This window comes from Acidimicrobiia bacterium (assembly GCA_009694375.1).
Lineage (GTDB): Bacteria > Actinomycetota > Acidimicrobiia > Acidimicrobiales > VFJN01 > VFJN01.
In genome coordinates this window covers 1-22165 of the sequence record SHVB01000011.1, presented here as the reverse complement: position 1 = coordinate 22165, position 22165 = coordinate 1, and the positions used below count along the sequence as shown (strand labels likewise).

The window sequence follows — 22165 nt, the reverse complement described above, 5'->3', positions numbered from 1 at the left end:
AATTCCTGGTTGCCTCCATGATGGTGTCATGGCCAGTGAGATCGAGAGAAAATTCCTGGTGCCAGAAACCCCCGAGCCTGGCGTACTCGGCTCCGGCACCGTAATCCGCCAAGGCTACTTGGCCGTCGACAGGGGGGTGGAAGTGCGCCTCCGACTCACCGAGGGTGCCGCCACCTTGACGGTGAAAGCAGGGACGGGCTTGCGGCGTTGCGAAGTGGAGGTATCCCTCGCCGCAGCCGACGCCCGAGAACTTTGGCCCCATACCGATGGGCGCCGCGTGGAGAAGACCCGACACCCGGTGGCCCTCGGCGGCGAACGGGTCGCCGAGGTCGACCTCTACGACGGGTCGCTAGTAGGTCTGTGTACTGTCGAGGTGGAGTTCCCCACCGAGTCGGCCGCCGTCGCGTTCTCACCCCCGGGGTGGTTCGGCCAGGAACTCACGGGTGATCCGGGCTGGTCAAATGCGGCCCTGTCGCTCAACGGGCGCCCCCCTTCCTAGGCTGGGGGGATGATCGAAGCCGCCGGCGGAGTCGTATGGAGAAGGACCGACGAGGGCGGCTTGGAAGTGCTGCTCGTCCACCGGCCCCGCTACCACGACTGGTCCTTACCCAAGGGCAAGCTGGAGCCGGGCGAGACGCACCCCGCCGCCGCCGTGCGCGAGGTGGCCGAGGAGACCGGACTGATCTGTAGCACCGGTGCCGAACTGCCGGAGGTGTCGTATCGGGATCGCAAGGACCGACCAAAGCGGGTGCGCTACTGGGCCATGGAGGTGCGCAGCGGCACCTTCGCCATCAACGACGAGGTGGACGAGGTGCGCTGGCTGTCGCTCGACGCCGCCATCAGCCTCCTCACCTACCAACATGACGAGGCCGTGGTGTTGGCCCTGGAGTCACCATGAGCGCCTCCTTCGAGGAGATCGATCGCCGCCCTACCGCCATGGGCGAGATCAGCCTGCGTCGCCGCTGGGAACCCACGCTGTTGGTAGACGTATACGAGGTGAAACTCCAAGAAGAGTTCCTTATGTCCAGCCTGTTCACCGCCGCCGAGGTTGCACTGGCCGAAGTGGGACTGGCGGCCGTGGCCGGGCACGATCTCGACGTGGTGGTGGGCGGCCTCGGCCTCGGCTACACCGCCCGGGCCGTCCTGGGCCAGGAACGAGTGGCGTCGCTGCGGGTGGTCGAGGCTCTGGGTGAGGTAATCGACTGGCATGAACGGGGGCTCCTCCCACTCTCGGCAGAGATCACCGCCGACCCCCGGTGCCTCCTGGTCCCCGGCGACTTCTTCGCCATGGTGGCGGCCGAAGACCCCTTTGGTTCGGGCGCCCCTGATCGCTGTCACGCCATCTTGGTAGACATCGATCACACGCCCCATCACCTTCTGCACCCGAGCCACGCCGCCTTCTATGAGGTAGCCGGGCTGCGGCGGCTCGCCACCCGACTGCACCCCGGTGGTGTCTTTGCCCTGTGGTCCGACGACCCCCCCGATGCCGGGTACGTCGCCGTGGTTAACGAAGCCATCGGTCCCTGCACGGCCCACGATATTCGCTTTCCGAATCCCTTCACGGGCGGGGAAGCGGGCAACACCGTGTACGTCGCGGCGCGAGCACCCCTCTGACCGGCCGGGTCAGTTCGTCACCAGCAGGACAATGCCGATCACAGTGGCAAAAGACACCACTACCAGCCGGAGGTAGCCGCTGCCGATCCCTCGGGCCAGGTGCACCCCGATCTGACCACCCACAAAACTTCCGATCCCCATCACCGCCACGATGGACCAGGCAATGTCAACAACGAAGACGAAGACACACACGGCGGTGGCGTTGATCACCAACGACAACACGACCTTGAGCACGTTCACGCGAGCCAGGTCATCGCCGAGCGTGATACCCAACGCCGCCAACAGAATCACCCCGAGCGCGCCCCCGAAATAGGCGCCGTAGATCCCGCCCAGGAACGTGATCACCACCAGCATGCCCGGCACCCCCACCTTCTCAGCGTCCCGGTGAGCCGCGATGCGCGCCGCCACACGCGGCTGCGCTGCCAGGAGCGCAGCCGAACCCAGGATGAGGAAGGGCACCACCGCATCGAACGACCCCTCCGGGCTCACCAGTAGGAGCCATGCCCCCACCACGGCCCCGACCATGGCGGGGCCAATCAACACACGTGCCCGATGACGCTGGAGATGGACCTCGGACCGGTAGGCGTAGGCGCTTCCGAAATATCCGGGCAACAAACCAGCCGTATTGGTGATGCTGGCCGAGATTGGATCGATCCCGATCGCCAACAGCACGGGGAAGGTGAGCAAGGAACCTCCGCCCGCCATGGCGTTCACAGCCCCCGCCAGAACCGCGACAACCAGCATCACGCCATGATCCAAGATCGTCATCAGATGATTCTGCTCCTAGGGTGCCGGCATGGCGAAGGACCCGGAGCGAATCAAACGACGCACAGCCGAGGCAGACAAGTTGGGGATCACCGAAGACCAACTCCGCCAGCAGCGCCTCGATGCTGATGCCGCCAACCTGGCCCGCAAGGCGAAAGAGGCCGGAGTGTCGGTGGAGCGCTACCTCGACGAGCGACGTCGCCAACGCAACCAGAGCCAGCGGGCCCGGCGGGCCAAACAGCGCGAGAAGTCATGACGGTCACCGCCCCACCCCCCGATGCCGACTCTTCCGCGATGCCCACTTGGCCCGCCGGACGCGCTCGGCTCTGGTCGCTTCATTAGGACGAGATGTCTTCAACCCGACGCGTCGACGCAGTGGTGGTAGGGGCGGGATTCGCAGGGCTGTACATGCTCCACAAACTTCGCTCCGAGGGGTTCAGCGCGGTGGTGTTCGAAGCCGGCGACGACGTGGGCGGCACGTGGTACTGGAACCGCTATCCCGGCGCCCGCTGCGACGTGGAGAGTATGGAGTATTCCTACGGCTTCGACGAAGAGCTTGAACAGGCCTGGGAGTGGACCGAGCGGTACGCCTCCCAGCCCGAGATCCTCCGCTATGCCAACCATGTGGCCGATCGGTTCGATCTGCGCCGTGACATCCAGTTCCAGACCCGCGTCGCCGCCGCCACCTTCGTGGAAGCGAGCAGCACGTGGCGTGTCCGTACCGACCGGGGCCACGACGTGGTGGGCCAGTTCCTGGTGATGGCCACCGGCTGTCTGTCCTCGGCCAACATTCCCGAGATCAGCGGCGCCGCCACCTTTGCTGGTTCCAGTTTCCACACCGGTACGTGGCCGCATGAGGGGGTGGACTTCACCGGACAACGAGTGGGCGTGATCGGCACGGGGTCCTCGGCCGTCCAATCGATTCCCATCATCGCCGAGCAGGCCCGTGAACTCACCGTGTTTCAGCGCACCGCGTCGTTTGCAGTACCGGCCTGGAACCAGGCCCTTGATCCCGGTGCGGTGAAGGAACTGAAGGCGGAGTACCAGACGCTTCGGGCGGAGCAACGCCAGATGGCTACCGGCTTCGGATCACGCATTGATCGCGGCGACGGTTCGGCGCTCGACGCCACCCCGGATGAACTCAGCCGCGAACTACAGCGGCGCTGGGAGTACGGCGGGCTCAGTTTCCTGGGCGCCTACAACGACCTCCTCATCGACAACCAGGCCAACGATCTCGCCGCCCACTTCGTGCGCGCCAAACTTCGCGAGATCGTCGACGACCCCGCCGTAGCCGACAAGCTCGCCCCCACCCAGGTGATTGGATGCAAACGTCTCTGCGTCGACACCGGCTACTGGGCCACCTTCAACCGTCCCAATGTGCATCTGGTGGACCTGCAGGACGATCCGATCGAGGCCATCACGCCGGCCGGCATTCGCACCACCACCGGTGAGCACCCCCTCGAGGCCATCGTGTACGCCACCGGGTTCGATGCCATGACCGGTGCCCTGTTGCGGATCGAGATCACCGGCCGGGGCGGCGTCAGCCTGCGGGAGGCGTGGGCGGCGGGCCCGCGCACGTACCTGGGCCTCGGCGTGGCGGGCTTCCCGAATCTGTTCACGATTACCGGACCGGGCAGTCCGTCGGTGCTCACCAACATGCTCGTGAGCATCCAGCACCACGTGGAGTGGATCGCCGAGTGCATCGGCCATCTCCGCCAGAACCATTTCGCCGCCATCGAGGCCACCGAACCGGCCCAGGAGGCCTGGGTCGACTACGTGAACACGGTGGCGAGCTTCACCCTTTTCCCTACCTGTAATTCCTGGTATCTCGGCGCCAACGTGCCCGGGAAGACCCGAGTGTTCATGCCACTACCGGGGTTCCCGCCCTATGCCGAGCACTGCGCTCATGTGGCGCGATCGGGGTACGAAGGTTTTGCCCTCACCACGCCCTAACCCCGCGTTACGCCGGGGATCGTCTCGGCCGAGGGGGCGCGCACCAGATCGATGAGGCGGGCGAGGGGGTCGAGGTCGAAGGGGGGACCGGACATGATGATGAGGTGGTCGGCCCCCGCCGCCACGTAGTCCTCCCAGGCCTCGACCTCGTCGGGCCGGATGGCCACCGTGCGCTCCACCTCGGCGGGATCGCGACCAACCTTGTCGCACCACTCATTGAGTATCGCGTTCTTCGCTGCGAAATTCTCGGGCGGGCCGAAGGCGTTCCACCCGTCGGCGTATTCCGCCACCAATCGCAGCGTGACCTTCTCGCCCGAACCGCCGATCAGGATCGGCATTGGCCCGACCGGCGGCGGCACCAGTTTCCCCAGACGTTCTTTGATCCGGGGCAGGGCCGCATCGAGCACCTTCAACCGACCCGGGGCCGTACCGAACTCGTAGCCGTATTCCTCATAGTCGCGCTCAAACCATCCCGATCCGATCCCGAGGGTGAAGCGACCGCCGGAGAGGTGATCAATGGTGCCGGCCATGTAGGCCAGCAGGTCCGGGTTTCGGTACGAGTTACACGTGACCATCGCCCCGATGCGGGCGGTAGTGGTCTCCACCGCCATCGCCGCCAGCAGACCATAGGCCTCAAAATGGGCGGCTTCAGGGTCGCCGTAGAGCGGATAGAAGTGGTCCCAGACCCAGATCGAGTCGGCGCCGAGAGCATCGGCGGACCGCCAGGCCGCTCGCAATTGATCAGTGGTGGTGGCCTGTGGGTGCAATTGCACCCCGATCTTGGGAGGAGGCATCTCTGAACGATAGGGATGAATGAGGGCAATCCCACGGAAAATCCCTAAAAAACTGGGGTTCGGCGGGTCCCTCGCCGCCGGGCGGCCCCGGGCCCCACCAACTCTTCCGCCGGCGAGGCCATTGAGCAGGCGCGGCCGACGATCGGCCATTAGCCTCGCCGGGTGCGCAAGATCGGAATCGCTATCACCTTGGTCGGCATCGCCGTGCTCGTGTGGTTTGCGGTGCTGTCGAGCCCTCAGCCGGCATCCACTTGCGGAAATGATCCCAATGTCGTGGTGGCCTGGCAGAGTCTCGACGGTTTACCTGACGGCAGCGACCAGCTCGAGTGCCGACGATTGGCCCTGGTGGGCTTAGCCAAGGGGTTGGGCCTGAGTGCACCGCTGATCACCGTCGGCTTGCTCATCGCGGTGAGCGCCGGCGCCAGCGACCGCAGCCGCCAGCGCGAAGAGCGTGAACACACCGCCACCGTGGCCGCCGCCACCCGCCAGCGACCCTCGAGTGACGGGACCAAATGGTGGGATGGCTACCGCTGGCAAACCACGACCCGTAAAACCCGCGACGTCCAACCGCCCGTCGACGTGGACGTCGACGCCCCCTAGTCCTCACGCCGGAGCATCGGCGGGAGAGGACCTCCTGCTCGTGGCCAGGCGACCCGCATGATGCGCGCCCTCACCCCCCTGCTCGCCATTGTCCTCGCTGGTGCTGCGACTCTGATCGTGGCCTGCGGCAGCGCGGAGAGACCCCGGACCACGATCGAGCGCCGGTCGATGCAAATGGCCACGACCATCAACGGCGAGGCACTGCCGAATCAGGCGACCATGGCGTTCAAGTCGAGAGAGCTGTCACGCGAGCCTTCCGCGCCGGGCATGGAGACGGTGATCGTCGAGACGATCCGCAAGGCCGGCACGCGCTCCCCGATCCACACGCACGTTTTCGGAGGTGCCACCTGCCTCGTGTCGGGTGAGATGACGCTCTACCTCGAAGGCGCCGAGCCCGCCATGGCAACCGCTGGCACCTGCTACTTCATGCCGCCCGACCGCCTGATGTCCGGGGTCAACTCAGGCACGCAGACGGCTGTGATGCATGACATCTTCACCCTTCCGACCGGCGATCCGGTCTGGACAATCGACGAACCCGGCTTCGACCAGTAGGGCGCCGGAGCACCAGATGTGACGAAGGGGTCTGACCCCTTCGTCACATCTACGCGATCCCGCGGGCCGCTCGGCCTCACCCGGCGCCAAGCGGGCGGCCAGTTCACCCGTGACGAGGCGTCCTTGTTGATCGACCAACTCCTGCAGGCCGACCCCCTCCGCGAAACCCCGATCGGGGCGGATCCGTCGCTGGAGCAGCGTTCCGCCCGCGATCGCCGCGAAGCAGAACGGGTGCAGTCACTGCGGGGCATGCCCACCGATCTTCTCGCCGACGAACTCCGCCGTCGGGGCTGGTCGGTGACCGAACCGTAACCCTCGGTCTCGGTGATCAGCCCTGGAGATCGCGGGGATCCAACGGCACATCCACGGCGTGGACTCGAAGCGCCTCCAGCGGCACCACCTCCAAGGCCCGTTCATGGGTGCACGCCAACACCACCGCCGCCGCGCAACCGTCATGGTGGGCCTGCAACCAGTTGGCGGCGGTCACACACCACCGGTCACCGGGTACCAGGCCCGGAAACCGGTACTGGGGCATCGGCGTGGCCAAGTCGTTGCCGATACGGCGCTGGTGTTCGAGGAACTCTGCGCTCACCACCGCACAGATCGTGTGGCTGCCGTGGTCGTCGGGGCCGGTACTGCAACAGCCATCCCGGTAGAAGCCGGTGAGAGGATCGGTACCGCAAGGCTCCAGTTCCCCTCCCAGTACGTTGCGCTCGGCCATGGACGCAGTATGGCCGCTGCGACCATGCCGGGGGGTTTGGTCAGGTTCTCCACTGGGCGAGGGCGAAGGGATGCACCACGCCGGCGCCGGCCCGCCGAAGCAGCGCACCCCCCATGGTCATCGTCCAGCGGGAGTCCACTAGGTCGTCGACGAGCAACACCGGGCCCGAGGGCACATCGCCGATGACCACCAAGGCATCGTGCACGTTGGCGAGTTGCTGGCTGCTGTTGGCCATGCTGCTCTGGGGGGGCCGGGGCCCCACCCGCCGCAGGACCGGGTGCACCCGCAGGTCGAGCACTACCGCCAGCGCGGTAGCAAGATCAGCCGACATGGTGCGGGAGAAAGACGGTACGAAGGCGATCCATTCCGGCCACGGATCGGGCCGCCAGCGCCGGATGAGTTCCTCGGCCGCCTGCAGCAGTTCGATCGGGGCCACGCCGCTGGCGCGCGCCTCGCGCACCACCGTTCCCCATCCCCCGTCGCCTTCTGAAGCGAGTATTCGCCCCGGTAAGAGGCGTTCGGCAGCAGCAATGTTTCCCGACGGCAGGCCGGGCGCGCCACCGGCCCAGCGGGCTCGGGGCTCGAGCACCTGATCACCGCGACGAAGGTGCGTAATGGCAGCGGCCACCAGGGCCACCGGTAACTCCACATCCCACCCCGTCCCTGCGCACACATCGCACCGGCCACAGGGCGTCGCAGCCGGGTCGTCGAGTTGTTGACGCAACTGCACCATCCGACATGACCAGGACGCCGCGTAGGACGCCATGGCGGCCTGCTCCTGGCGGCGGTGGGCTGTGACGCGCCTCACTCGGTCGCCGTCGTAGGCCCAGGGCTCAGCGGTGCGCCGCCAGCGACCACCGGCGCGGGCCACCGCGCCGTCTACCTCCAGCACTTTGAGCAACAGGGTGAGCCGGCCGCGCGGCAGGTTCACGGCCGCTTCAATTTCAGCGATCGAGCGCGAGCCAGAGGCCGAAGACAACTGCTCCATCACTGCCTCCGTCTGCGCCTGATCCGGGAAGGCAGTAACGATGAAGTGATCGTGGATGTCTCGGTCTTCGCGCCCGCGTAACAGCACGCCAAAGGCCTCGTCGAGGGCGCGACCGGCCCGGCCCACCTGCTGGTAATAGGCGATCGGCGAACCGGGCGACTGGTAATGGATCACGAAGCCCAAGTCCGGCTTGTCGAACCCCATACCCAATGCCGAAGTGGCCACCAACGCCTTCACTTCGTTGCGCAGGAGAGCATCTTCGAGGCCAACGCGCACGGCGGGATCGTCGCTTCCGCTGTAGGCCCGCCCATCTATTCCCTGGGCCCGGAGCCACTCAGCCACCCGCCGGGTGTCGTTGATGGTGAGGCAATAGATGATCCCCGAGCCGGGGAGATCGGGGACCACGGTGGCCAGCCACGCCAGACGATCAGCGGGGGCGGGAAGATCCACCACCGCCAGCCGGAGCGACTCGCGATCGAGGGGGCCACGCTGTACGTCGAGAGAATCACCGAGTTGAGCCACGACGTCGGCGATCACCCGGTCATTGGCGGTGGCGGTGGTGCACAGCACAGGAACCTCGGCCGGCAGAGCGGCGAGCACCTGCGCAATGCGGCGGTAGTCGGGCCGGAAGTCGTGACCCCAATCGCTGATGCAGTGGGCCTCGTCGACCACCAACAGGCCAAGTTCGGCGATGAGTTGTGGGAGGACGTCGTCACGGAAACGCTCGTTCTGTAACCGCTCCGGAGAGATGAGAACGAGGTCAATCACCCCGGTGCGGATCTGGTCTTCGATGGCCGGCCAATCGTCCTGGTTAGAACTGTTGATCGTGACGGCGGTCACCCCGGCGCGTTCAGCCGCCGCTAACTGGTTGCGCATGAGGGCCAGCAACGGGGATACGAGCACCGTGGGCCCGGCCCCGGCATCACGCAACAACCGCGTGGCGATGAAGTACACCGCGCTCTTACCCCATCCGGTGCGCTGCACCACCAGGGTGCGGCCATGCGCCTCCACCAGGCGCGTGATCGCCTCCAGTTGCCCATCGCGGAAGGTGGCATCGGGGTTGCCCGTGAGTTGCTGCAGCAAAGCCAGGGCGGGAGCGGCCACGGTCACGGCCCCTAGCCTAGATAACGGCTTTACCGTCTCCCTGGGCCGTCGCACCACGGCCACTGGCTTCTTGACTGTCCGGCTAAAAACCGTCTTGACTCCCCCTATGGCTGCGCTGGAGAAGGAAGCCCTCAGGCAGAAGTACGCCCTGGAGCGAGACAAGCGCCGTCGCCCCGATGGTAACGATCAGTATCTGGAACTGAAGGGCCAACTGGCCCACTACGCCCAGGACCCGTACATGCCATTGGTGCCGCGAGCCCCCCGCACGGACCACGTAACCGTGGCCTTCATCGGTGGAGGCTTCGCCGGCTTGGTGACGGGGGCGCGGCTCACCGAAGCGGGCGTCGGGGACGTGCGCATCATCGAGAAAGGCGGCGACTTCGGCGGCACGTGGTACTGGAATCGTTACCCCGGAGCGCAGTGCGACACGGCCAGTTTCGTCTACCTGCCCCTTCTTGAGGCCACCGGGCACATGCCCACCGAGAAGTACGCCCACGGCCCGGAGATCCTCGAGCACTGCCAGCGGATCGGCACCCAGTTCAACCTCTACGGCAACTCGCTCTTCCATACCGAGGTCACCCACGTGGAGTGGGATGGCGAGCGTTCCGTGTGGATCATCCGCACCAATCGCGACGACGACTTCACCGCCCAGTTCCTCGGTATGGGCACTGGCCCGCTGCACGTTCCCAAACTGCCCGGCATCCCCGGCATCGAAGACTTCGAGGGCCACTCGTTCCATACCAGCCGGTGGGACTACGACTACACCGGCGGCGATCCTTCCGGTTCCCTGATGACCAACTTGGCCGACCAGCGAGTGGCGATCATCGGCACCGGCGCCACCTCCGTGCAGTGTGTCCCCCACCTGGCCAAGGCGTGCCGGGAGCTGCGGGTGGTCCAGCGCACGCCATCGTCGGTGGATGTAAGGGCCAACCACCCGATCGATCCGGCATGGTTCGCCACCATCAACACCCCTGGATGGCAAGACCGTTGGCTCCACAACTTCACCGCCAACCAGACCGGCGGCATGGTGGAGGAGGACCTCGTGATGGACGGATGGACCGACCTCGCCCGCCGCGTGCGCAGCAAGATGATGAGCCTTCCCGCCGAGGAGTTCACCCCCGAGGGAATGCTGGCGGCCTACGAAGACTCCGACTTCGAGAAGATGAGCGAAATTCGCAACCGGGTGGACGAGATCGTGCAGGATCCGGAAACCGCCCAGCAGCTGAAGGCCTGGTACGGACAATTGTGCAAGCGGCCGTGCTTTCACGACGACTATCTCGCCGCCTTCAACGAGCCCGGCACCCACCTGCTCGACACCGACGGCCAGGGTGTGGAGCGCATCACCGCCGGCGGCGTGGTGGTGAGCGGGGTGGAATATCCGGTGGACTGCATCATTTACGCCTCGGGTTTCGAGGTGGGTCGCGACCACACCCGTCGGGCCGGCTACGACATCATCGGTCGCGATGGCCTCCGGCTCTCGGACTATTGGGCCGATGGCATGCGCACGATGCACGGAACCCATGTGCATGGCTTTCCCAACGCCTTTTTCGTGCAGCCCACGCAGGGAGCCAACCTGATCTCGAACGTGCCCCACAACCTCACCGAGGCGGGCCAGACCATCGCCCTGATCGTGGCTCAGGCTCTGGCGGGGGGCCATGACGAGGTGGAGGTAACCCAGGCGGCCGAGGACAGCTGGATTGAACTCCTCCTTTCGGGCCCGGGGGGCTTCGGCATCCTTGGTTCCCCCGACTGCACCCCGGGCTATTACAACAACGAGGGGCAGCCGCGGGCGCAAGACGCCCAACTGTTAGTGGGCTACCCCCTGGGGGCCAGCGCCTACTTCGAGTATCTCGAGCAATGGCGCACCACCGGTACCTTCGAGGGCCTCGAGTTCCGTTAGAGGTTCCGACCGCCCGGGCCCAGGCGGAAAGCTCTCAGCAGTGTAGAAAACAAACGTGGAAACATGGATTGGCCCCTCGCGCCTCATCGGTCTTGCCCCTCATGGCTAGGCGATCAGCCCCGGCACGGGGCGGGCAGCGACGTCGGGGCGCGCCCGCAGCATGGCTATTCATGACCCTCGTTGGCCTGCTCCTTCTGGCCACACCAGCATTTGCCCACCAACCAGTCTTTCTCACTGACCAGGATGCCGATCCCGCCCATGGGCCAATCCTCGAGAACGGCAAGGTCTCATTCGCTGTCTACTCCACGCTCGACCGGCCCCAGGCGACCCGCGGGCTACGAGCCAACCTCACTAGTGGCGACCCGCTCGTTGCGGAATTGTTGATCCCCGCGCTCGAACCCGAGACATCGCTCAAGGCCACCGAGCTACCTACGTTGACCCTGATCCTGCCGGACGGCACCAAACGGCGGATCCCATCCTCGCTCCGGGAGCGCTTCGACGAACCGTTCTCGAAGACCAGCTACTTCCGCATCGCGTCAGTACGCGAGATCGCACCGACCACAGGTATCTATCGCTATCTCGTGACCGGCGGCGCGCCCGCACGGTTCACGCTCGCAATCGGAACCGACGAGGTGGCCGGCACCGTCGCTGACGCCGAGCCGGTTCCGGTCGGAGGACTGGCGGCGTGGTACTCAACTCCACCCCCCACGACGCCGGTGAGCGCGGCCGCCCGTTCCGAGCCAGGCCCGCCGCGTAGCAGTTCCGCCGATAAAGCCGACGAAGGCGTTTCACCGTTCATTCCCGGAGCAGTAGCCGTCATGGTTGGTGCCGTGGCCGTTGCGATCGCCGTCGTGTGGTTCCGCCGACGACGAACGCCGGCCGGTTGATCCGCCACGTTGACCTGCGGCTTCACACTCACCCTCTGTCCGGACCCCATAAATCGGTCCACCAGTTCTGAGGCGAACCCGCTGTTTTCCTGGTGCGCGCCGCTTCGGCTAGGGCCTGTAGGTCCCACCCGGCGCCGCCTTCACCAGCGGCGAGGCGCTCCATAACTCCGGCCCCCTGGGCCTCCCGATCCCGGCCCCGGGGCGTTGGTGTCGGTCTCGATCCTCGGCTCCATTCTCCTCGCCGGGTGGCGGCGCGGGCAGGGCGCGATGGACCGAGTCGACCGGGTGACCGCTCGCCTGCTCGGCGATCCGGGGCGGAAGCCGTTACGGTCACCTGCGTGAGCTCCACGCCTCCTCGCCGTGCCTGCGGTAACCGGCGTCGCCGGTCGCCACGGCTCGTTCGAGCGCCATCGGTTCGAGGATCAGCCGCAACTCATGGCTACTCGGAGCCGAGATGCTCCCGGCCGGGCCGGGACGCATGGCAATGACAGACCCCCAAGCGCGCACCCGAGCGATCTGGGGTTCGGTGGCGGCGGTGGTGGCGCTCGTGGCGGCGGCAGTGGTGCTGAGCACAAACGGCAATGACAGCACCGTGCAGGCCAACCCCAGCAACACCAGCGTTAGCCCGGCCAACCCGACCACCACCCACGAGCGGATCAGGAGCACCACCAGCACCGAAGCGAGGGCGGTGGAACCGGAGCGCCCGGCCATTCCTGGCGCGTTCGCCGTGCGCCCCGCCGTCACCGGCGGGCTCACCACCTTCGGCTTGGGGGTCTTCAGCATCGACACCCTGCTGGCCACCTTGTCGGTGGCTCCGGCGGGCCCGGAGACCGGCTACGAGCGGAGCCTGTTCGACCACTGGATCGACGCCGACGGCAACGGCTGCGACACCCGTGGCGAGGTACTGCGGGCCGAATCGATCACCCCGGCCCAGATCGATCCGGTGGGTTGCTTCGTGCTCGCTGGCGACTGGCTGTCCATCTACGACCGCTATACCACCGACGATGCCTCTGAATTGGACGTGGACCACATGGTGCCGCTGTTTGAGGCGTGGCAATCAGGGGCAGCAACGTGGTCGTCGGAGCGTCGTCAGGCCTTTGCCAACGACCTGGACCACCCCGGGGCCCTCGTGGCGGTGACCCAGGCCACCAACCGGTCCAAGGGGGCCGACGACCCGGCCCGGTGGCAACCGCCCAACCGCAATGCGTGGTGCATGTACGCCGCCGACTGGATCACGGTGAAGGCGCGGTGGCAACTCACCGCCGACGCGGCCGAAATCAGCGCGCTGCGCAACATGCTGCGGGGCTGCGGCACCGGCACCGCAGCACCGACGAGCCTGCCGGTGCCCGTTCCCATTCCGGCTCCTGCGCCCATGGCCGCTCCCCCTGCCGCCGGAGGCGGGTGCGATCCGTCCTACCCCACGGTGTGCATCCCCCCGGCGCCCCCGGACTTGGATTGCGGCGACATCACCTTCCGGCGTTTCGTGGTGCGCCCACCGGACCCTCACCGCTTCGATGGACGCGACAAGGACGGCATCGGCTGTGAGTCCTAGCCCCGCCGATCAGCCGTCTTCGCGCCGGGTTTGTCCGTGACGAGCCGCCGTTTCAATGTAGAGACTTTTATCCGGCGATTCGATGGCGGCCAGATCCCGATACATCGGCGCGGCAGATGTTCCGGAAGTGACCGATACGAACGACCCTGTCTCCGGACCAAACCGATACCAATGAATGGCATCGCCGGGCACGTTGAGGAACGTTCCCGACTCCGCCACGATCTCCTCCTGGCCTACCCCGAAGGTAACCGGGCCGTTGAGGACATAGAACGTCTCGTCCCAGGGATGCGAGTGCGGGCTGGGACCGGTGCCAGCCGGGCCCTCGGTATGGAACATTTCGTAGCCTTGCGTATCGTGGCCGCTGGCGAGCACGGCAACGGTGAACCCACCGATCTTTAGCGACTCAGGACGTTCCTCGGGCCCCAGGATCACGCGCTTCGACATTGCCCAGCCCACCTTTTGCAGAGAAACCTGACTCGGCCACCCTACGCCGGGTTCCGTTTGAGCGCGTGGGTGAGCGGCCAAGGTTCGCCGGCGGTTCAGATCGGTGCCGGGGGGAGAGAAATCTCCTCGGCCAGTTCGACGTAGCGGCACAGGGCATTCACCAGGCGCATCTGTTCCAGGCTACGGCACGGCGCGGCGAGCAGGGCCGGGCTGCCCACCATGATGCAGAGCGCTTGGGCCCGAGACACGGCCACGTTGATCCGGTGCCGCGAATAGAGGAATTCCATGCCGCGGGGCACGGCCTGGGCGCTCGACGCCGTGAGAGACACCACCACCACGGCGGCTTCCTGGCCTTGGAAGCGGTCGACCGTGCCCACTCGCGCCCCGGGGGGGAGCGTGTGACTAAGAAGTCGGACCTGAGCGTTGTAGGGGGCCACCACCAGGATGTCGGTCAGCGTGAGGGGTTGGCGGGTGCCGTGCTCGTCGGTCCAGGGGCGCCCCAGGAGTTCCCCCACGATGCGGGCCACGGCAACGGCTTCATCCGGGGCGGAGACACGGTTGCCTTCGTGCCCTACTGGTGCCCAGCGGAGACCGGTGCCGCCCACTACGGGGCCGTCGTCGACTGAACGGGTGGCACAGTGATCCTTGGGCGCCAGGCGCTGGTCGTAGAACTGTTCGGAGATGAAGGTGCAAATGCCGGGATGGAGACGCCAGGTGCGGTCGAGGAAGAGTCCGAGATGCTCGGGAACGGTGGCCTCGCCCGCCAGGAGGTGATCCAGGCCCGAAGCCTCGGCGCCGAGCGGGTGCACGCCCTGGGAGGGCTGGGCCAGTTGGCAGGGGTCGCCCACCAGCACGAGGTTTTCGGCGGCAGGCGCCACGGCGATCACATTCGCCAGTGATAGTTGGCCGGCTTCGTCGACCACCAGCGTGTGGACCGAGTTGGCCATTGCCTGGCGAGCGAACAGCCAGCCGGTACCGGCCACCACATCCACGGTTTCGGCCGCCAGTGCCTGCTCCACATCGGCGATGTGGAAGGCGGCGATGACGCCGTCTCTGGTGGAGCGAATGGCACCGTTTGTCGTGCGCTGCATCGCCCGCACCTTGATGCCCTGTTCGGCGGCCTCATCCATCACACGGTCGAGGAGGTGACTGATCACGCTGTGGCTGTGGGCGGTGATCCCCACCGTCCGGCCTGCTGCCACGAGCGCCACGACAGCCTGGGCGGCGGTGAAGGTTTTACCGGCGCCGGGCGGCCCCTGGATCGGCAGGTGGGATTGATCTAGGCCAGCCACCAGCCGAACGGCGGCATCCTCGGCGGACTCACCGACGGCGCGAAGGGCCTGGGCGGGCGGTTGGCGCTCGATGCGGGGCGCGAGGCGACCGAGAAGCCGCCGACCGGCGGCCACGGGACCGGGGCCGTGGACACCGTGGTTGAGCAGCGCAACGGCCACTCGCTGCAACGAGGCTCGTTGCTCATTGGTAGAGATCGGCTTGCCGGGGATCAGGGCCCGGGGATGGGGAGCGATGGAGTTCACGCCGCGTCGGAGGCACAGCAGCCCGTCGACTGAATCCAGCGACACGAGCCTCCCCGGGCCCGGCACCCGTACGACCGAGCTCATGTTTTGGCGCTCCACCTCGGGATCCAGGACCGCCGAGCCGACGTCGAGTTTGTGCTCCTGATCGGCGTCGAACTTGTAGGTCCAGATGAACGACTGCCCATCGTGTTGCGGTGAGCCCACCACCGTGAGCCCGGCGATGGCTTCGGTGTCGGCCCGCAGGTCGGCGTCGTCGCTGTACTGCACGCGATCGAAATAGTTCCACCAAGCGGGCTTGGCCTCGCGCTGGTGCCACCGCAACAGGTGCGCCATCAGCCCGCGGGCCGCCCGATCAGCCACGGTGACATCACTGGTGACGGCGGTGGCCGCCGTGCCGCTGCGGGGCGGATCGGCAATGCCGTCGAGCAGTTGGTCGATGAGTTGGGCGGTGGTGGCTTCCGCATCGCGAGCACGGGGGTCACCGGCGTCGTCGGGTTGGTGTTGTTCCTGAATCTCGAGGTGTTCGAGCGTGTCGCCGCCCGCCACGGCCTCGGCGCGGCGGGCTTCCAGCCAACGGTGCAGAAGCCACGTGGATTCCACATCGTCGCGGTTGTAGGCCTCGATGTTGTCGAGGATCTGCTGATCGCCGGTCTGGAGCCAGCGTTCGTACTCGACGATGCTCGAGCCCGCGTTCGTGATCGCCCCGGTGCGGGCGGGCATGTAGAGCGGCTCGAGTTTCTTCAGCGAATACGACGGCGAGCCGATCACCAGTCCCTGGCGCACAACCCGGTAGAGGTCCACGAACACGTTGCCGCGCAAAAGGTCGTCTACTTCCGCTTCCCGGGTGCCGTACCGGCCCATCAGCTTGCGCAAAGCGGTGATCTCGTAGGGGGCGTAGTGGTACACGTGCAGGTTCGGAGAAAGACGACGGCGCTCAACAATGAAGTCCACGAGTTGTTCGAAGGCATGGCGTTCTCCGGCGGGGTCGTGGCCCCAGAACGGTTGGAACGCGAGGGCATCGTTCTGGATCGTGGCGATCCCGTGGAGGTATTCGATTCCGCCGTGCCCCACGAAGGGGTCGCCTTCGATGTCGTAGTACAAATCGCCGGGGTTGGGAGTGGGCAACAGAGCGAGGCCGCGCGCTGGCTCGAGCGGCCGCGCCAGTTCCACCGGAGGCGGCTGGCCCTCGACGCGGGCGGCCTGTAGGCGGGCCTGCTGCTGCAATCGGGCCAGGGTGCCCACGCCGATGCCGGCGATGCGCAGGCCCACGGGGCTCGCCGCTAACGCCGCCCCGGTGGTGATGCCGGCGGCCTCGAGGCGGCGGGCTTGCTCGTTGCGGAGCCCGGCCACGCCCGAGAGGTGATCGTCGGTGTGCCAACGCGTCTCACACACCTCGATCCAACGGCACACGTCGCAATGGCTGACCGGAAGCGGATAGGTGACCCGGGCTTCCGCCAGTGCCCGCAGAAACCGCTCCCGGGCGGCTCGGTAGTAGGCGGCCACGTCGGCGAGGCGAATCGTCTCGCGGTTCTGGCCACCGAGCACCACATGGATGTGTTGGGCGGCCACGCCCTGGATGCGTTCCACCTGTTCGGCGTAGTGGCACAACTGCAGGACCGCGGAAGGTTTCACGTGACGGGCGAGTTTGGTGTCTTCCGGTTCGTAGCCGAACGCGCCGAGATCACTCGGTCGCTCCACTCGGCGGAGGAAGTCGACGTGCCCGCGCCATGCCACCGTTGCGGTGTCGTCGAGGAAGGTTCCCTGGAAGACCACGTCGGCGCCGTCCCTCATCGCCGCCACGGTGGCGGCCTCGCGTTCGCGCAGTGCGGCGAGGTGGTCGGGGTTCTGGGTGGGTTCGGCGATCTCCACCACCCCCAATCCCTCGGCGTGTAGGTGGGCGAGGTAGGCGGCTTCGTGGGCGAGGCCGCGTTGTTGCAGCAAGTCGAGGTCGGGGTCGGCGCGAAGGGGGGCGCGGCGGGAGTCGGCGAGGACCTTGAGGTTCAATTCGGTGAGGTGGCCGCAGGCGAGGTGGCCCACCAGGTCAGAGGCGTTCACCACCAGTATCCCGTTGGGGTTATCCATCAGGACTCCGGTTGGTGTGGGGTCGTCACCGGCGGGTCTCTGCAAGAGCGACGGAGCCGGAGGGGAGTTGGATGACCGTGGCGTTGCCCAGATCGCTGTACCGCTCGGGAGCGCCGGCGTACCACACGCGCTTGGTGCCCCCCGCTTCGGTAGTGGAATGCCGATCACCGAGGGCGACATAGTGGATTCGGCCATCGGCGATGCTGGCCTCCACATCGGCGAGCACAATGAGGGCCGGGTCGTTTGGATTGGGCGCAAGCGTGTCGATGGCCCCGTGGCCCACCGCCACCCGGAGGGTGCCATCAGCCCGTAGCGGAGCGACCGCCGCGGTGACGAGATCGCTGAGGGGCCGCTTGTTCGGCCACGGTGCACTCACGATGGTGACGCCCTCAGCGACGGGGATTTCGGTGCCGCCATCGAGGGTGACGACATTGGGGGGACAGTGCGCCAGGAAGGTTTCCGACCGGAAAATCGACGCGGCGTCGAGCGGGCCGTGACTGCCAGGGAGGAGGTAGAAGACGACATTGGGGTGGCCTTCATCGCATCGAGGGAGCGGACCAGTACCTGACGCGCAAGTTGGTTGGACCCGAACACGTCGCCACTGATCACCACGAAGGAACAGCCTGCGGCCTCGGCGAGCAGCCCGATGGCGGTGATGGCATCGATGCGAGCAGCCGTAAAGCGCGCCTGGGCATCCACTGAGAGGAGGTGGCGGGTCATCTCCAGTTGCCAATCGGCGGAGTGCACAAAGCGCGTCACCCCCGGATCGTAGAGGCGGCCTGTGACAGGGGCGGGAAATCTTCCCAATCCCAGCATGGAGTGGGTAGGGCCGGTCGACGAGCCGGGTCAGAGGCGGACGACCGCGATCACCGTGTCGTCCAGAATGGTGGTGCCGTGGCCCGGGAAGGCGGTGTCTTCGAGGAGGATGGCGTCGCCGGCGTGCCACGAGCGGGTCTCATCACCGGCGGTGGTCTCACCGCGCCCGGAGAGCACGACCATCCATTGCCGGGCCGGTGAGGGGTGCGACGGATCGCTCCAACCGGCCGGAAACTGGATGAACAACATCTCCCGGGCCGGGAAGGCCGCCGAGACCCCCAGCGGAGGGGCGGGCGGGGCGAACACGGCATCGTGGAAGGTGATGTCTTCGTCGGAGAATCGGGTGGTATCACCGTCGTTGAACACACGGAGATAGCGCATCGCTCAACTATCTCAGGCACCCGGAAGTTCGGCAAGAGACATCGCCGGTACCGGGGGTGGAGCCCTAGCCTGGGGAGCCATGCTCTCGCTCCGCCGCCCTGATGATGCCGCCATCGATGCCTATCGCCGGAACCGGCTGGGGATGGCGGTCACCGGCGTGGTGGCGGACCAACCAGCCCCAGGGTTCCGGCAGGAGCGCAGCACTCGCGTGGTGGGAGCAGGACCCGACGCGTTCGAGCGCGGCCGGGCCGGGCTGGAACAGTGGGTGGCCCACCGCAATTCGGGCGTCGAAGTGTTTCCGGCAGAGGTGGGGATCACCGTAGGAGAGACGGTGGTCGTGGTGACGCGTCAAGGGGGCGTGTGGGTGACGGCGGCATGTCGAATCGAGCGGGTGATCAACGAACCGGCCACATTCGGATTCGTGTACGCCACGCTGCCGGGCCACCCCGAGTGCGGGTACGAGTCCTTCATCGTCGCCCAGGAAGACGGCGTGGTGCGGTTCCACATCGACGCGGTGTCGAAGCCCGGCATGCTCCTCGTGCGGCTGGGTGGCCCCGTGACGCGTTGGCTCCAACGCCGGGCCACCACCGGATACCTCGATGCCATCGAAGAGTGGGCCCAACCGGCGGGCTAACCACCGCTGCCGTCGCACACCGGCGGCCGCGCGCCAATGGCCCCCCCGGAGCCGGTTTGCTCCTCGGAACCAGCGAAAACGTGCCGCCGGAGCAATTGCGGCGGGATGCAGGACATGGGTCAACTCGTGCCGGATGATTTCCCACTAACATCGTTGGCCACCTTCACCACCTCGGTGCGTGACGCTCTGCGTTCGTGCTCGAAGCGATCAGGGCGAGAGAGGAAAGACCCAGGGCCAACCGGCATTCCTGGTGGTGCTTACTGCGCTGGTATTTCTCACTGAGGTAGTCATTACTGGAGACCTTGAGGAACAAAAGGCCGCTTTTTGCGGCGACCTGCAGCTAGAGGCCCGACCGCCGTCATCGTCATCCGCCCTGGACTCCAACGTGATCAACAGGAGTTCGTCTTCTTCCATTGGCTCCAGTGCGGCGGTCAGGACTCCCTGGAAGTGGGTCCAGACATTGGCGGTCGTCTGATCTAGACCACCGCTGTTGAAGCGGCACATCGTGCTCGGAGGTGTGGACCAGCGGTGACCCGTCGAGAGCGGTGGGGCGTGTCGCGCCGCTAGAGCGGGATGGCGATAGGGCCCTCTGCCGCTACGAAGATGCCCCGGCTCACCCACAACGGCGTGCCAGCCGGTACGTGCTCATAAGTGCTGCGGATCAGTGCCCGGCTGCGGGTTGGGTCCGTCACCCAGCGGGCCGACGCGGCCAGATCCGCCAGCCCCTCGGATCGGCCCACCAGGCGCTGCGACCATCGGGCCAGATGTTCACTCGCGGCGAGGTGATTGCTCTTGGACCCATTGCAGGTGTCGGCCAGCACCAGGTTCTCCACGGCATCGTTCGGCCAACGTGACCAGGCCAGGAAGTGGTCCACCTGTGTTACCGACGAAAGACGATCGCCGCAGTAGAAGCACGCCCCGTCCTGGAGGTCGGCCAGGCCCGAACGGAGAACCCTCGACATCGCCACTCGATCCGTGCCAAACAGATGCGCCCGTAGGCGGTCGTCCTCGGTGGCAACGCCGGTCCAGCGCGACACATCACGAGTCCAGTGCAACTCCACCAGCGGTCGAAGCAGTGGCCCCAGCACCACCAGGCGATCGGCCACTCCCGCCAAGAAGGACACGCCATCGCGGCCCTCGCGCCGCAAGCGGGCCACCGAGGTTCCTTCGGGCCAGTCCATGGCGTAGAGAAACGGGATCGTCGTGGTCCCGACCTTCTGAAGCAGCGGGATCGGATAGCGCACAAAAGTGTCTTCAACCGCGTCCAGCGCGCGCGCGTACTCCTCGGGTATCCGCGCCTTGGCTTCGGTGATGTTGCGACAACCGGCAGCGTCTCCCTTCAGGCGCAACCGGAGTGCGGCCCGTAACGGAGGCGACCCCTTCGTGTTGATCTGGCGCAGTTCTCGTTCCACCCCGTCGTTGGCGACATAGATGCGGGTTTGCGGGTAATAACTGGCCAGCACCAGCGCGGCGAGTTCGCGGGTGGGAATCGTGCTGGCCCCGGGGAAGAGGGCCGCCGCGTCGATGAGGGCCAGCAGCAACGCCAACTTGTAGGTAGCGCTTCGGCGGCCCTCGTCAATCACGCGTAGCAGTCGCTCGGTCAGCAGATCGGTTCCGTTCACCCGATCAGTCTCGCCGAACCGCACCCGGGATGGCTCCCAAAGGCGCATGACCGGGAGGCCGACGGGGCCAGGAGTGGGGGCGGGGCGGGCACCGGGTACGGTCGGGCTCATGTACCTCGTCACCGGAACCCACTGAGAGCCATGCGCTTCGGGATCGATGTGGCCCAACAGCGGATGCCCTGGGATGAGGTGGTGTCTCGGGTGCGCTTCGCCGAGGATCTCGGCTTCGACGGAGCCTGGGGGTTCGACCACTTCCAGCCCATGTACGGCGAGGGCCCGGGGGAAGCCTTCGATGGTGTGACCACCCTGGCTGCCCTCAGCGGGCTCACCTCACGCATCCGGCTGGGGCTGCTCGTCACCGGCGTCACCTACCGACACCCGTCGATCTTTGCCACGCAGATGGTCACCATCGACCACGCGTCGCACGGGCGGCTCGAGTTGTCGCTGGGCGCGGCCTGGCACGACAAGGAGCACATCGAGCTCGGCATCCCGTTCCCGAGCACGAGCGAGCGCTTCGACCTGCTCGAGGACACGCTGGAGATCACCACGCGGTTGATGACCGGCGAGGTCGTGTCCTACGACGGCAAGCTCGTGTCGCTGCGCGACGCCCAGGTGCTCCCCCGCCCGGTGCAGGCGCCCCACCCGCCGATCTGGATCGGCGGCAACGGACCGAGGCGCACCCTGCCCCTGGTGGCTCGCTACGCGGACGTGTGGCACGGCTTCGGCACGCCGAACAGCATGCAGGACGCCTCCCGCCGGATCGACGAACTGGCCACGGCGGCGGGACGCGACCCCGCCACCATTCTGCGGGCCGGCTCACTATCGCTCGACGACCTCGACACCGCTGGTCGCCACGCCGCCAAGTGGCGCGACGCCGGCTACGGCTACCTGGTGTGCGGCTGGCCCGCGGGCGGCCGAAATCAAGTTGAGGCGTTCGTGCGCCAGGTGCTGCCCACCATCACGTAACCAACGCCCCGGGACGCGTCGCTCTCAGGTGGCCGAGTAACCGCCGTCGACGTTCCAGGTCTGGCCGGTGACAAACGCCGCCGCTGACGACGCCAGAAAGGCCACGACCGGCTGAACATCCTCCGGGCTTCCCCAGCGGGCCATCGGGGTGCGGGCCAGGTAGGGATCGGCCAGTCCGTCGAACTGGGTCATCACCTCAGTCATGCGGGTGAGGATCAGCCCCGGTGCCACCGCATTCACCCGAATCCCCTCCGG

23 protein-coding genes are annotated in these 22165 nt (G+C 66.7%); 13 read left to right on the top strand and 10 right to left on the bottom strand.

The window, feature by feature from the left end:
• Window positions 1–28: 28 nt before the first annotated feature.
• The 3 genes from EXQ71_08185 to EXQ71_08175 are packed head-to-tail and all read left to right on the top strand — an operon-like array spanning window position 29 to window position 1614.
• Window positions 29–499: a CYTH domain-containing protein gene (locus EXQ71_08185; GenBank protein MSO87484.1), complete on the top strand. Its 471-nt coding sequence runs from the start codon at window positions 29–31 to the stop codon at window positions 497–499.
• A 9-nt stretch (window positions 500–508) separates the two neighbouring features.
• Window positions 509–898, top strand: a complete 390-nt coding sequence (locus EXQ71_08180; GenBank protein MSO87483.1) for an NUDIX hydrolase — start codon at window positions 509–511, stop codon at window positions 896–898.
• The gene (locus EXQ71_08175) at window positions 895–1614 is read left to right on the top strand and encodes a spermidine synthase (protein ID MSO87482.1); all 720 of its coding nucleotides are present in this window, start codon (window positions 895–897) and stop codon (window positions 1612–1614) included. Before EXQ71_08180 ends, EXQ71_08175 begins: the two co-directional genes overlap by 4 nt.
• 9 nt (window positions 1615–1623) lie before the next feature.
• Here EXQ71_08175 and EXQ71_08170 read toward each other — a convergent pair whose 3' ends face one another.
• The gene (locus EXQ71_08170) at window positions 1624–2382 is read right to left on the bottom strand and encodes a sulfite exporter TauE/SafE family protein (GenBank protein MSO87481.1); all 759 of its coding nucleotides are present in this window, start codon (window positions 2380–2382) and stop codon (window positions 1624–1626) included.
• Between the two features lie 28 nt (window positions 2383–2410).
• Here EXQ71_08170 and EXQ71_08165 point away from each other — a divergent pair, with 28 nt between their 5' ends.
• Window positions 2411–2635, top strand: a complete 225-nt coding sequence (locus EXQ71_08165; protein ID MSO87480.1) for a hypothetical protein — start codon at window positions 2411–2413, stop codon at window positions 2633–2635.
• Window positions 2636–2727: 92 nt separating this feature from the next.
• Complete coding sequence (locus tag EXQ71_08160; GenBank protein MSO87479.1) at window positions 2728–4332, top strand: NAD(P)/FAD-dependent oxidoreductase; 1605 nt, start codon at window positions 2728–2730, stop codon at window positions 4330–4332.
• Here EXQ71_08160 and EXQ71_08155 read toward each other — a convergent pair.
• Window positions 4329–5126: an LLM class F420-dependent oxidoreductase gene (locus tag EXQ71_08155; GenBank protein ID MSO87478.1), complete on the bottom strand. Its 798-nt coding sequence runs from the start codon at window positions 5124–5126 to the stop codon at window positions 4329–4331. The genes EXQ71_08160 and EXQ71_08155 overlap by 4 nt on opposite strands.
• 162 nt (window positions 5127–5288) lie before the next feature.
• Between EXQ71_08155 and EXQ71_08150 the strand changes: the two genes are divergently transcribed.
• From EXQ71_08150 to EXQ71_08140, 3 genes are read left to right on the top strand one after another with little or no spacing between them, the layout of a single operon-like run.
• On the top strand, window positions 5289–5726 hold the full coding sequence (locus EXQ71_08150) for a hypothetical protein (GenBank protein MSO87477.1): 438 nt from the start codon (window positions 5289–5291) through the stop codon (window positions 5724–5726).
• Window positions 5727–5783: 57 nt separating this feature from the next.
• Entirely contained in the window at window positions 5784–6278 is a 495-nt protein-coding gene (locus EXQ71_08145; GenBank protein ID MSO87476.1) for a cupin domain-containing protein, read from the top strand.
• A gap of 18 nt (window positions 6279–6296) precedes the next feature.
• On the top strand, window positions 6297–6590 hold the full coding sequence (locus EXQ71_08140) for a hypothetical protein (protein ID MSO87475.1): 294 nt from the start codon (window positions 6297–6299) through the stop codon (window positions 6588–6590).
• Between the two features lie 16 nt (window positions 6591–6606).
• Here EXQ71_08140 and EXQ71_08135 read toward each other — a convergent pair whose 3' ends face one another.
• Window positions 6607–6999, bottom strand: coding sequence for a DUF2237 domain-containing protein (locus tag EXQ71_08135; protein MSO87474.1), 393 nt, complete (start codon window positions 6997–6999; stop codon window positions 6607–6609).
• Between the two features lie 40 nt (window positions 7000–7039).
• Window positions 7040–9097, bottom strand: a complete 2058-nt coding sequence (locus EXQ71_08130; protein MSO87473.1) for a RecQ family ATP-dependent DNA helicase — start codon at window positions 9095–9097, stop codon at window positions 7040–7042.
• A 100-nt stretch (window positions 9098–9197) separates the two neighbouring features.
• Between EXQ71_08130 and EXQ71_08125 the strand changes: the two genes are divergently transcribed.
• The 3 genes from EXQ71_08125 (at window position 9198) to EXQ71_08115 (ending at window position 13430) form a co-directional block, all read left to right on the top strand.
• Window positions 9198–10991, top strand: a complete 1794-nt coding sequence (locus tag EXQ71_08125) for an NAD(P)/FAD-dependent oxidoreductase (GenBank protein MSO87472.1) — start codon at window positions 9198–9200, stop codon at window positions 10989–10991.
• Window positions 10992–11161: 170 nt separating this feature from the next.
• Entirely contained in the window at window positions 11162–11878 is a 717-nt protein-coding gene (locus EXQ71_08120; protein ID MSO87471.1) for a hypothetical protein, read from the top strand.
• 454 nt (window positions 11879–12332) lie between these two features.
• Window positions 12333–13430 (top strand): HNH endonuclease, encoded by a 1098-nt coding sequence (locus tag EXQ71_08115; GenBank protein ID MSO87470.1) that lies wholly within the window; start codon window positions 12333–12335, stop codon window positions 13428–13430.
• Window positions 13431–13439: 9 nt separating this feature from the next.
• Here the strand turns inward: EXQ71_08115 and EXQ71_08110 are convergent, their stop codons facing one another.
• The 4 genes from EXQ71_08110 to EXQ71_08095 form a co-directional block, all read right to left on the bottom strand.
• Window positions 13440–13874 carry a cupin domain-containing protein gene (locus EXQ71_08110; GenBank protein ID MSO87469.1) on the bottom strand — a complete coding sequence of 145 codons (435 nt, stop codon included), beginning with the start codon at window positions 13872–13874 and terminating at the stop codon, window positions 13440–13442.
• Window positions 13875–13969: 95 nt separating this feature from the next.
• Window positions 13970–17794, bottom strand: a complete 3825-nt coding sequence (locus EXQ71_08105; GenBank protein ID MSO87468.1) for a TM0106 family RecB-like putative nuclease — start codon at window positions 17792–17794, stop codon at window positions 13970–13972.
• Between the two features lie 69 nt (window positions 17795–17863).
• On the bottom strand, window positions 17864–18250 hold the full coding sequence (locus EXQ71_08100) for a hypothetical protein (protein ID MSO87467.1): 387 nt from the start codon (window positions 18248–18250) through the stop codon (window positions 17864–17866).
• An 87-nt stretch (window positions 18251–18337) separates the two neighbouring features.
• Complete coding sequence (locus EXQ71_08095; GenBank protein ID MSO87466.1) at window positions 18338–18688, bottom strand: cupin domain-containing protein; 351 nt, start codon at window positions 18686–18688, stop codon at window positions 18338–18340.
• Between the two features lie 79 nt (window positions 18689–18767).
• Between EXQ71_08095 and EXQ71_08090 the strand changes: the two genes are divergently transcribed.
• Window positions 18768–19322, top strand: coding sequence for a DUF1990 domain-containing protein (locus EXQ71_08090; GenBank protein MSO87465.1), 555 nt, complete (start codon window positions 18768–18770; stop codon window positions 19320–19322).
• A 563-nt stretch (window positions 19323–19885) separates the two neighbouring features.
• On the opposite strand, the gene EXQ71_08085 is transcribed toward EXQ71_08090, so the two are convergent.
• A complete protein-coding gene (locus EXQ71_08085) occupies window positions 19886–21055 on the bottom strand; it encodes a hypothetical protein (protein ID MSO87464.1) in 1170 nt (389 codons plus the stop codon).
• A gap of 30 nt (window positions 21056–21085) precedes the next feature.
• Between EXQ71_08085 and EXQ71_08080 the strand changes: the two genes are divergently transcribed.
• On the top strand, window positions 21086–21910 hold the full coding sequence (locus EXQ71_08080) for an LLM class flavin-dependent oxidoreductase (protein MSO87463.1): 825 nt from the start codon (window positions 21086–21088) through the stop codon (window positions 21908–21910).
• A 24-nt stretch (window positions 21911–21934) separates the two neighbouring features.
• On the opposite strand, the gene EXQ71_08075 is transcribed toward EXQ71_08080, so the two are convergent.
• Window positions 21935–22165: SDR family oxidoreductase (locus EXQ71_08075; protein MSO87462.1), on the bottom strand; the 231-nt coding region annotated here is incomplete at its 5' end.

What these genes read in the sequence shown, in the direction of transcription:
- EXQ71_08185 (MSO87484.1), top strand. Translation starts at nt 29, where the DNA reads ATGGCCAGTGAGATCGAGAGAAAATTCCTGGTGCCAGAAACCCCCGAG.
- EXQ71_08145 (MSO87476.1), top strand. Translation starts at nt 5,784, where the DNA reads ATGATGCGCGCCCTCACCCCCCTGCTCGCCATTGTCCTCGCTGGTGCT.
- EXQ71_08110 (MSO87469.1), bottom strand. Translation starts at nt 13,874, where the DNA reads ATGTCGAAGCGCGTGATCCTGGGGCCCGAGGAACGTCCTGAGTCGCTA.
- EXQ71_08120 (MSO87471.1), top strand. Translation starts at nt 11,162, where the DNA reads ATGACCCTCGTTGGCCTGCTCCTTCTGGCCACACCAGCATTTGCCCAC.
- EXQ71_08160 (MSO87479.1), top strand. Translation starts at nt 2,728, where the DNA reads ATGTCTTCAACCCGACGCGTCGACGCAGTGGTGGTAGGGGCGGGATTC.
- EXQ71_08155 (MSO87478.1), bottom strand. Translation starts at nt 5,126, where the DNA reads ATGCCTCCTCCCAAGATCGGGGTGCAATTGCACCCACAGGCCACCACC.
- EXQ71_08105 (MSO87468.1), bottom strand. Translation starts at nt 17,794, where the DNA reads ATGGCACCCTCCGGGTGGCGGTGGGCCACGGGGCCATCGACACGCTTG.
- EXQ71_08095 (MSO87466.1), bottom strand. Translation starts at nt 18,688, where the DNA reads ATGCGCTATCTCCGTGTGTTCAACGACGGTGATACCACCCGATTCTCC.
- EXQ71_08125 (MSO87472.1), top strand. Translation starts at nt 9,198, where the DNA reads ATGGCTGCGCTGGAGAAGGAAGCCCTCAGGCAGAAGTACGCCCTGGAG.
- EXQ71_08135 (MSO87474.1), bottom strand. Translation starts at nt 6,999, where the DNA reads ATGGCCGAGCGCAACGTACTGGGAGGGGAACTGGAGCCTTGCGGTACC.
- EXQ71_08115 (MSO87470.1), top strand. Translation starts at nt 12,333, where the DNA reads ATGCTCCCGGCCGGGCCGGGACGCATGGCAATGACAGACCCCCAAGCG.
- EXQ71_08165 (MSO87480.1), top strand. Translation starts at nt 2,411, where the DNA reads ATGGCGAAGGACCCGGAGCGAATCAAACGACGCACAGCCGAGGCAGAC.
- EXQ71_08085 (MSO87464.1), bottom strand. Translation starts at nt 21,055, where the DNA reads ATGAGCCCGACCGTACCCGGTGCCCGCCCCGCCCCCACTCCTGGCCCC.
- EXQ71_08170 (MSO87481.1), bottom strand. Translation starts at nt 2,382, where the DNA reads ATGACGATCTTGGATCATGGCGTGATGCTGGTTGTCGCGGTTCTGGCG.
- EXQ71_08090 (MSO87465.1), top strand. Translation starts at nt 18,768, where the DNA reads ATGCTCTCGCTCCGCCGCCCTGATGATGCCGCCATCGATGCCTATCGC.
- EXQ71_08080 (MSO87463.1), top strand. Translation starts at nt 21,086, where the DNA reads ATGCGCTTCGGGATCGATGTGGCCCAACAGCGGATGCCCTGGGATGAG.
- EXQ71_08175 (MSO87482.1), top strand. Translation starts at nt 895, where the DNA reads ATGAGCGCCTCCTTCGAGGAGATCGATCGCCGCCCTACCGCCATGGGC.
- EXQ71_08180 (MSO87483.1), top strand. Translation starts at nt 509, where the DNA reads ATGATCGAAGCCGCCGGCGGAGTCGTATGGAGAAGGACCGACGAGGGC.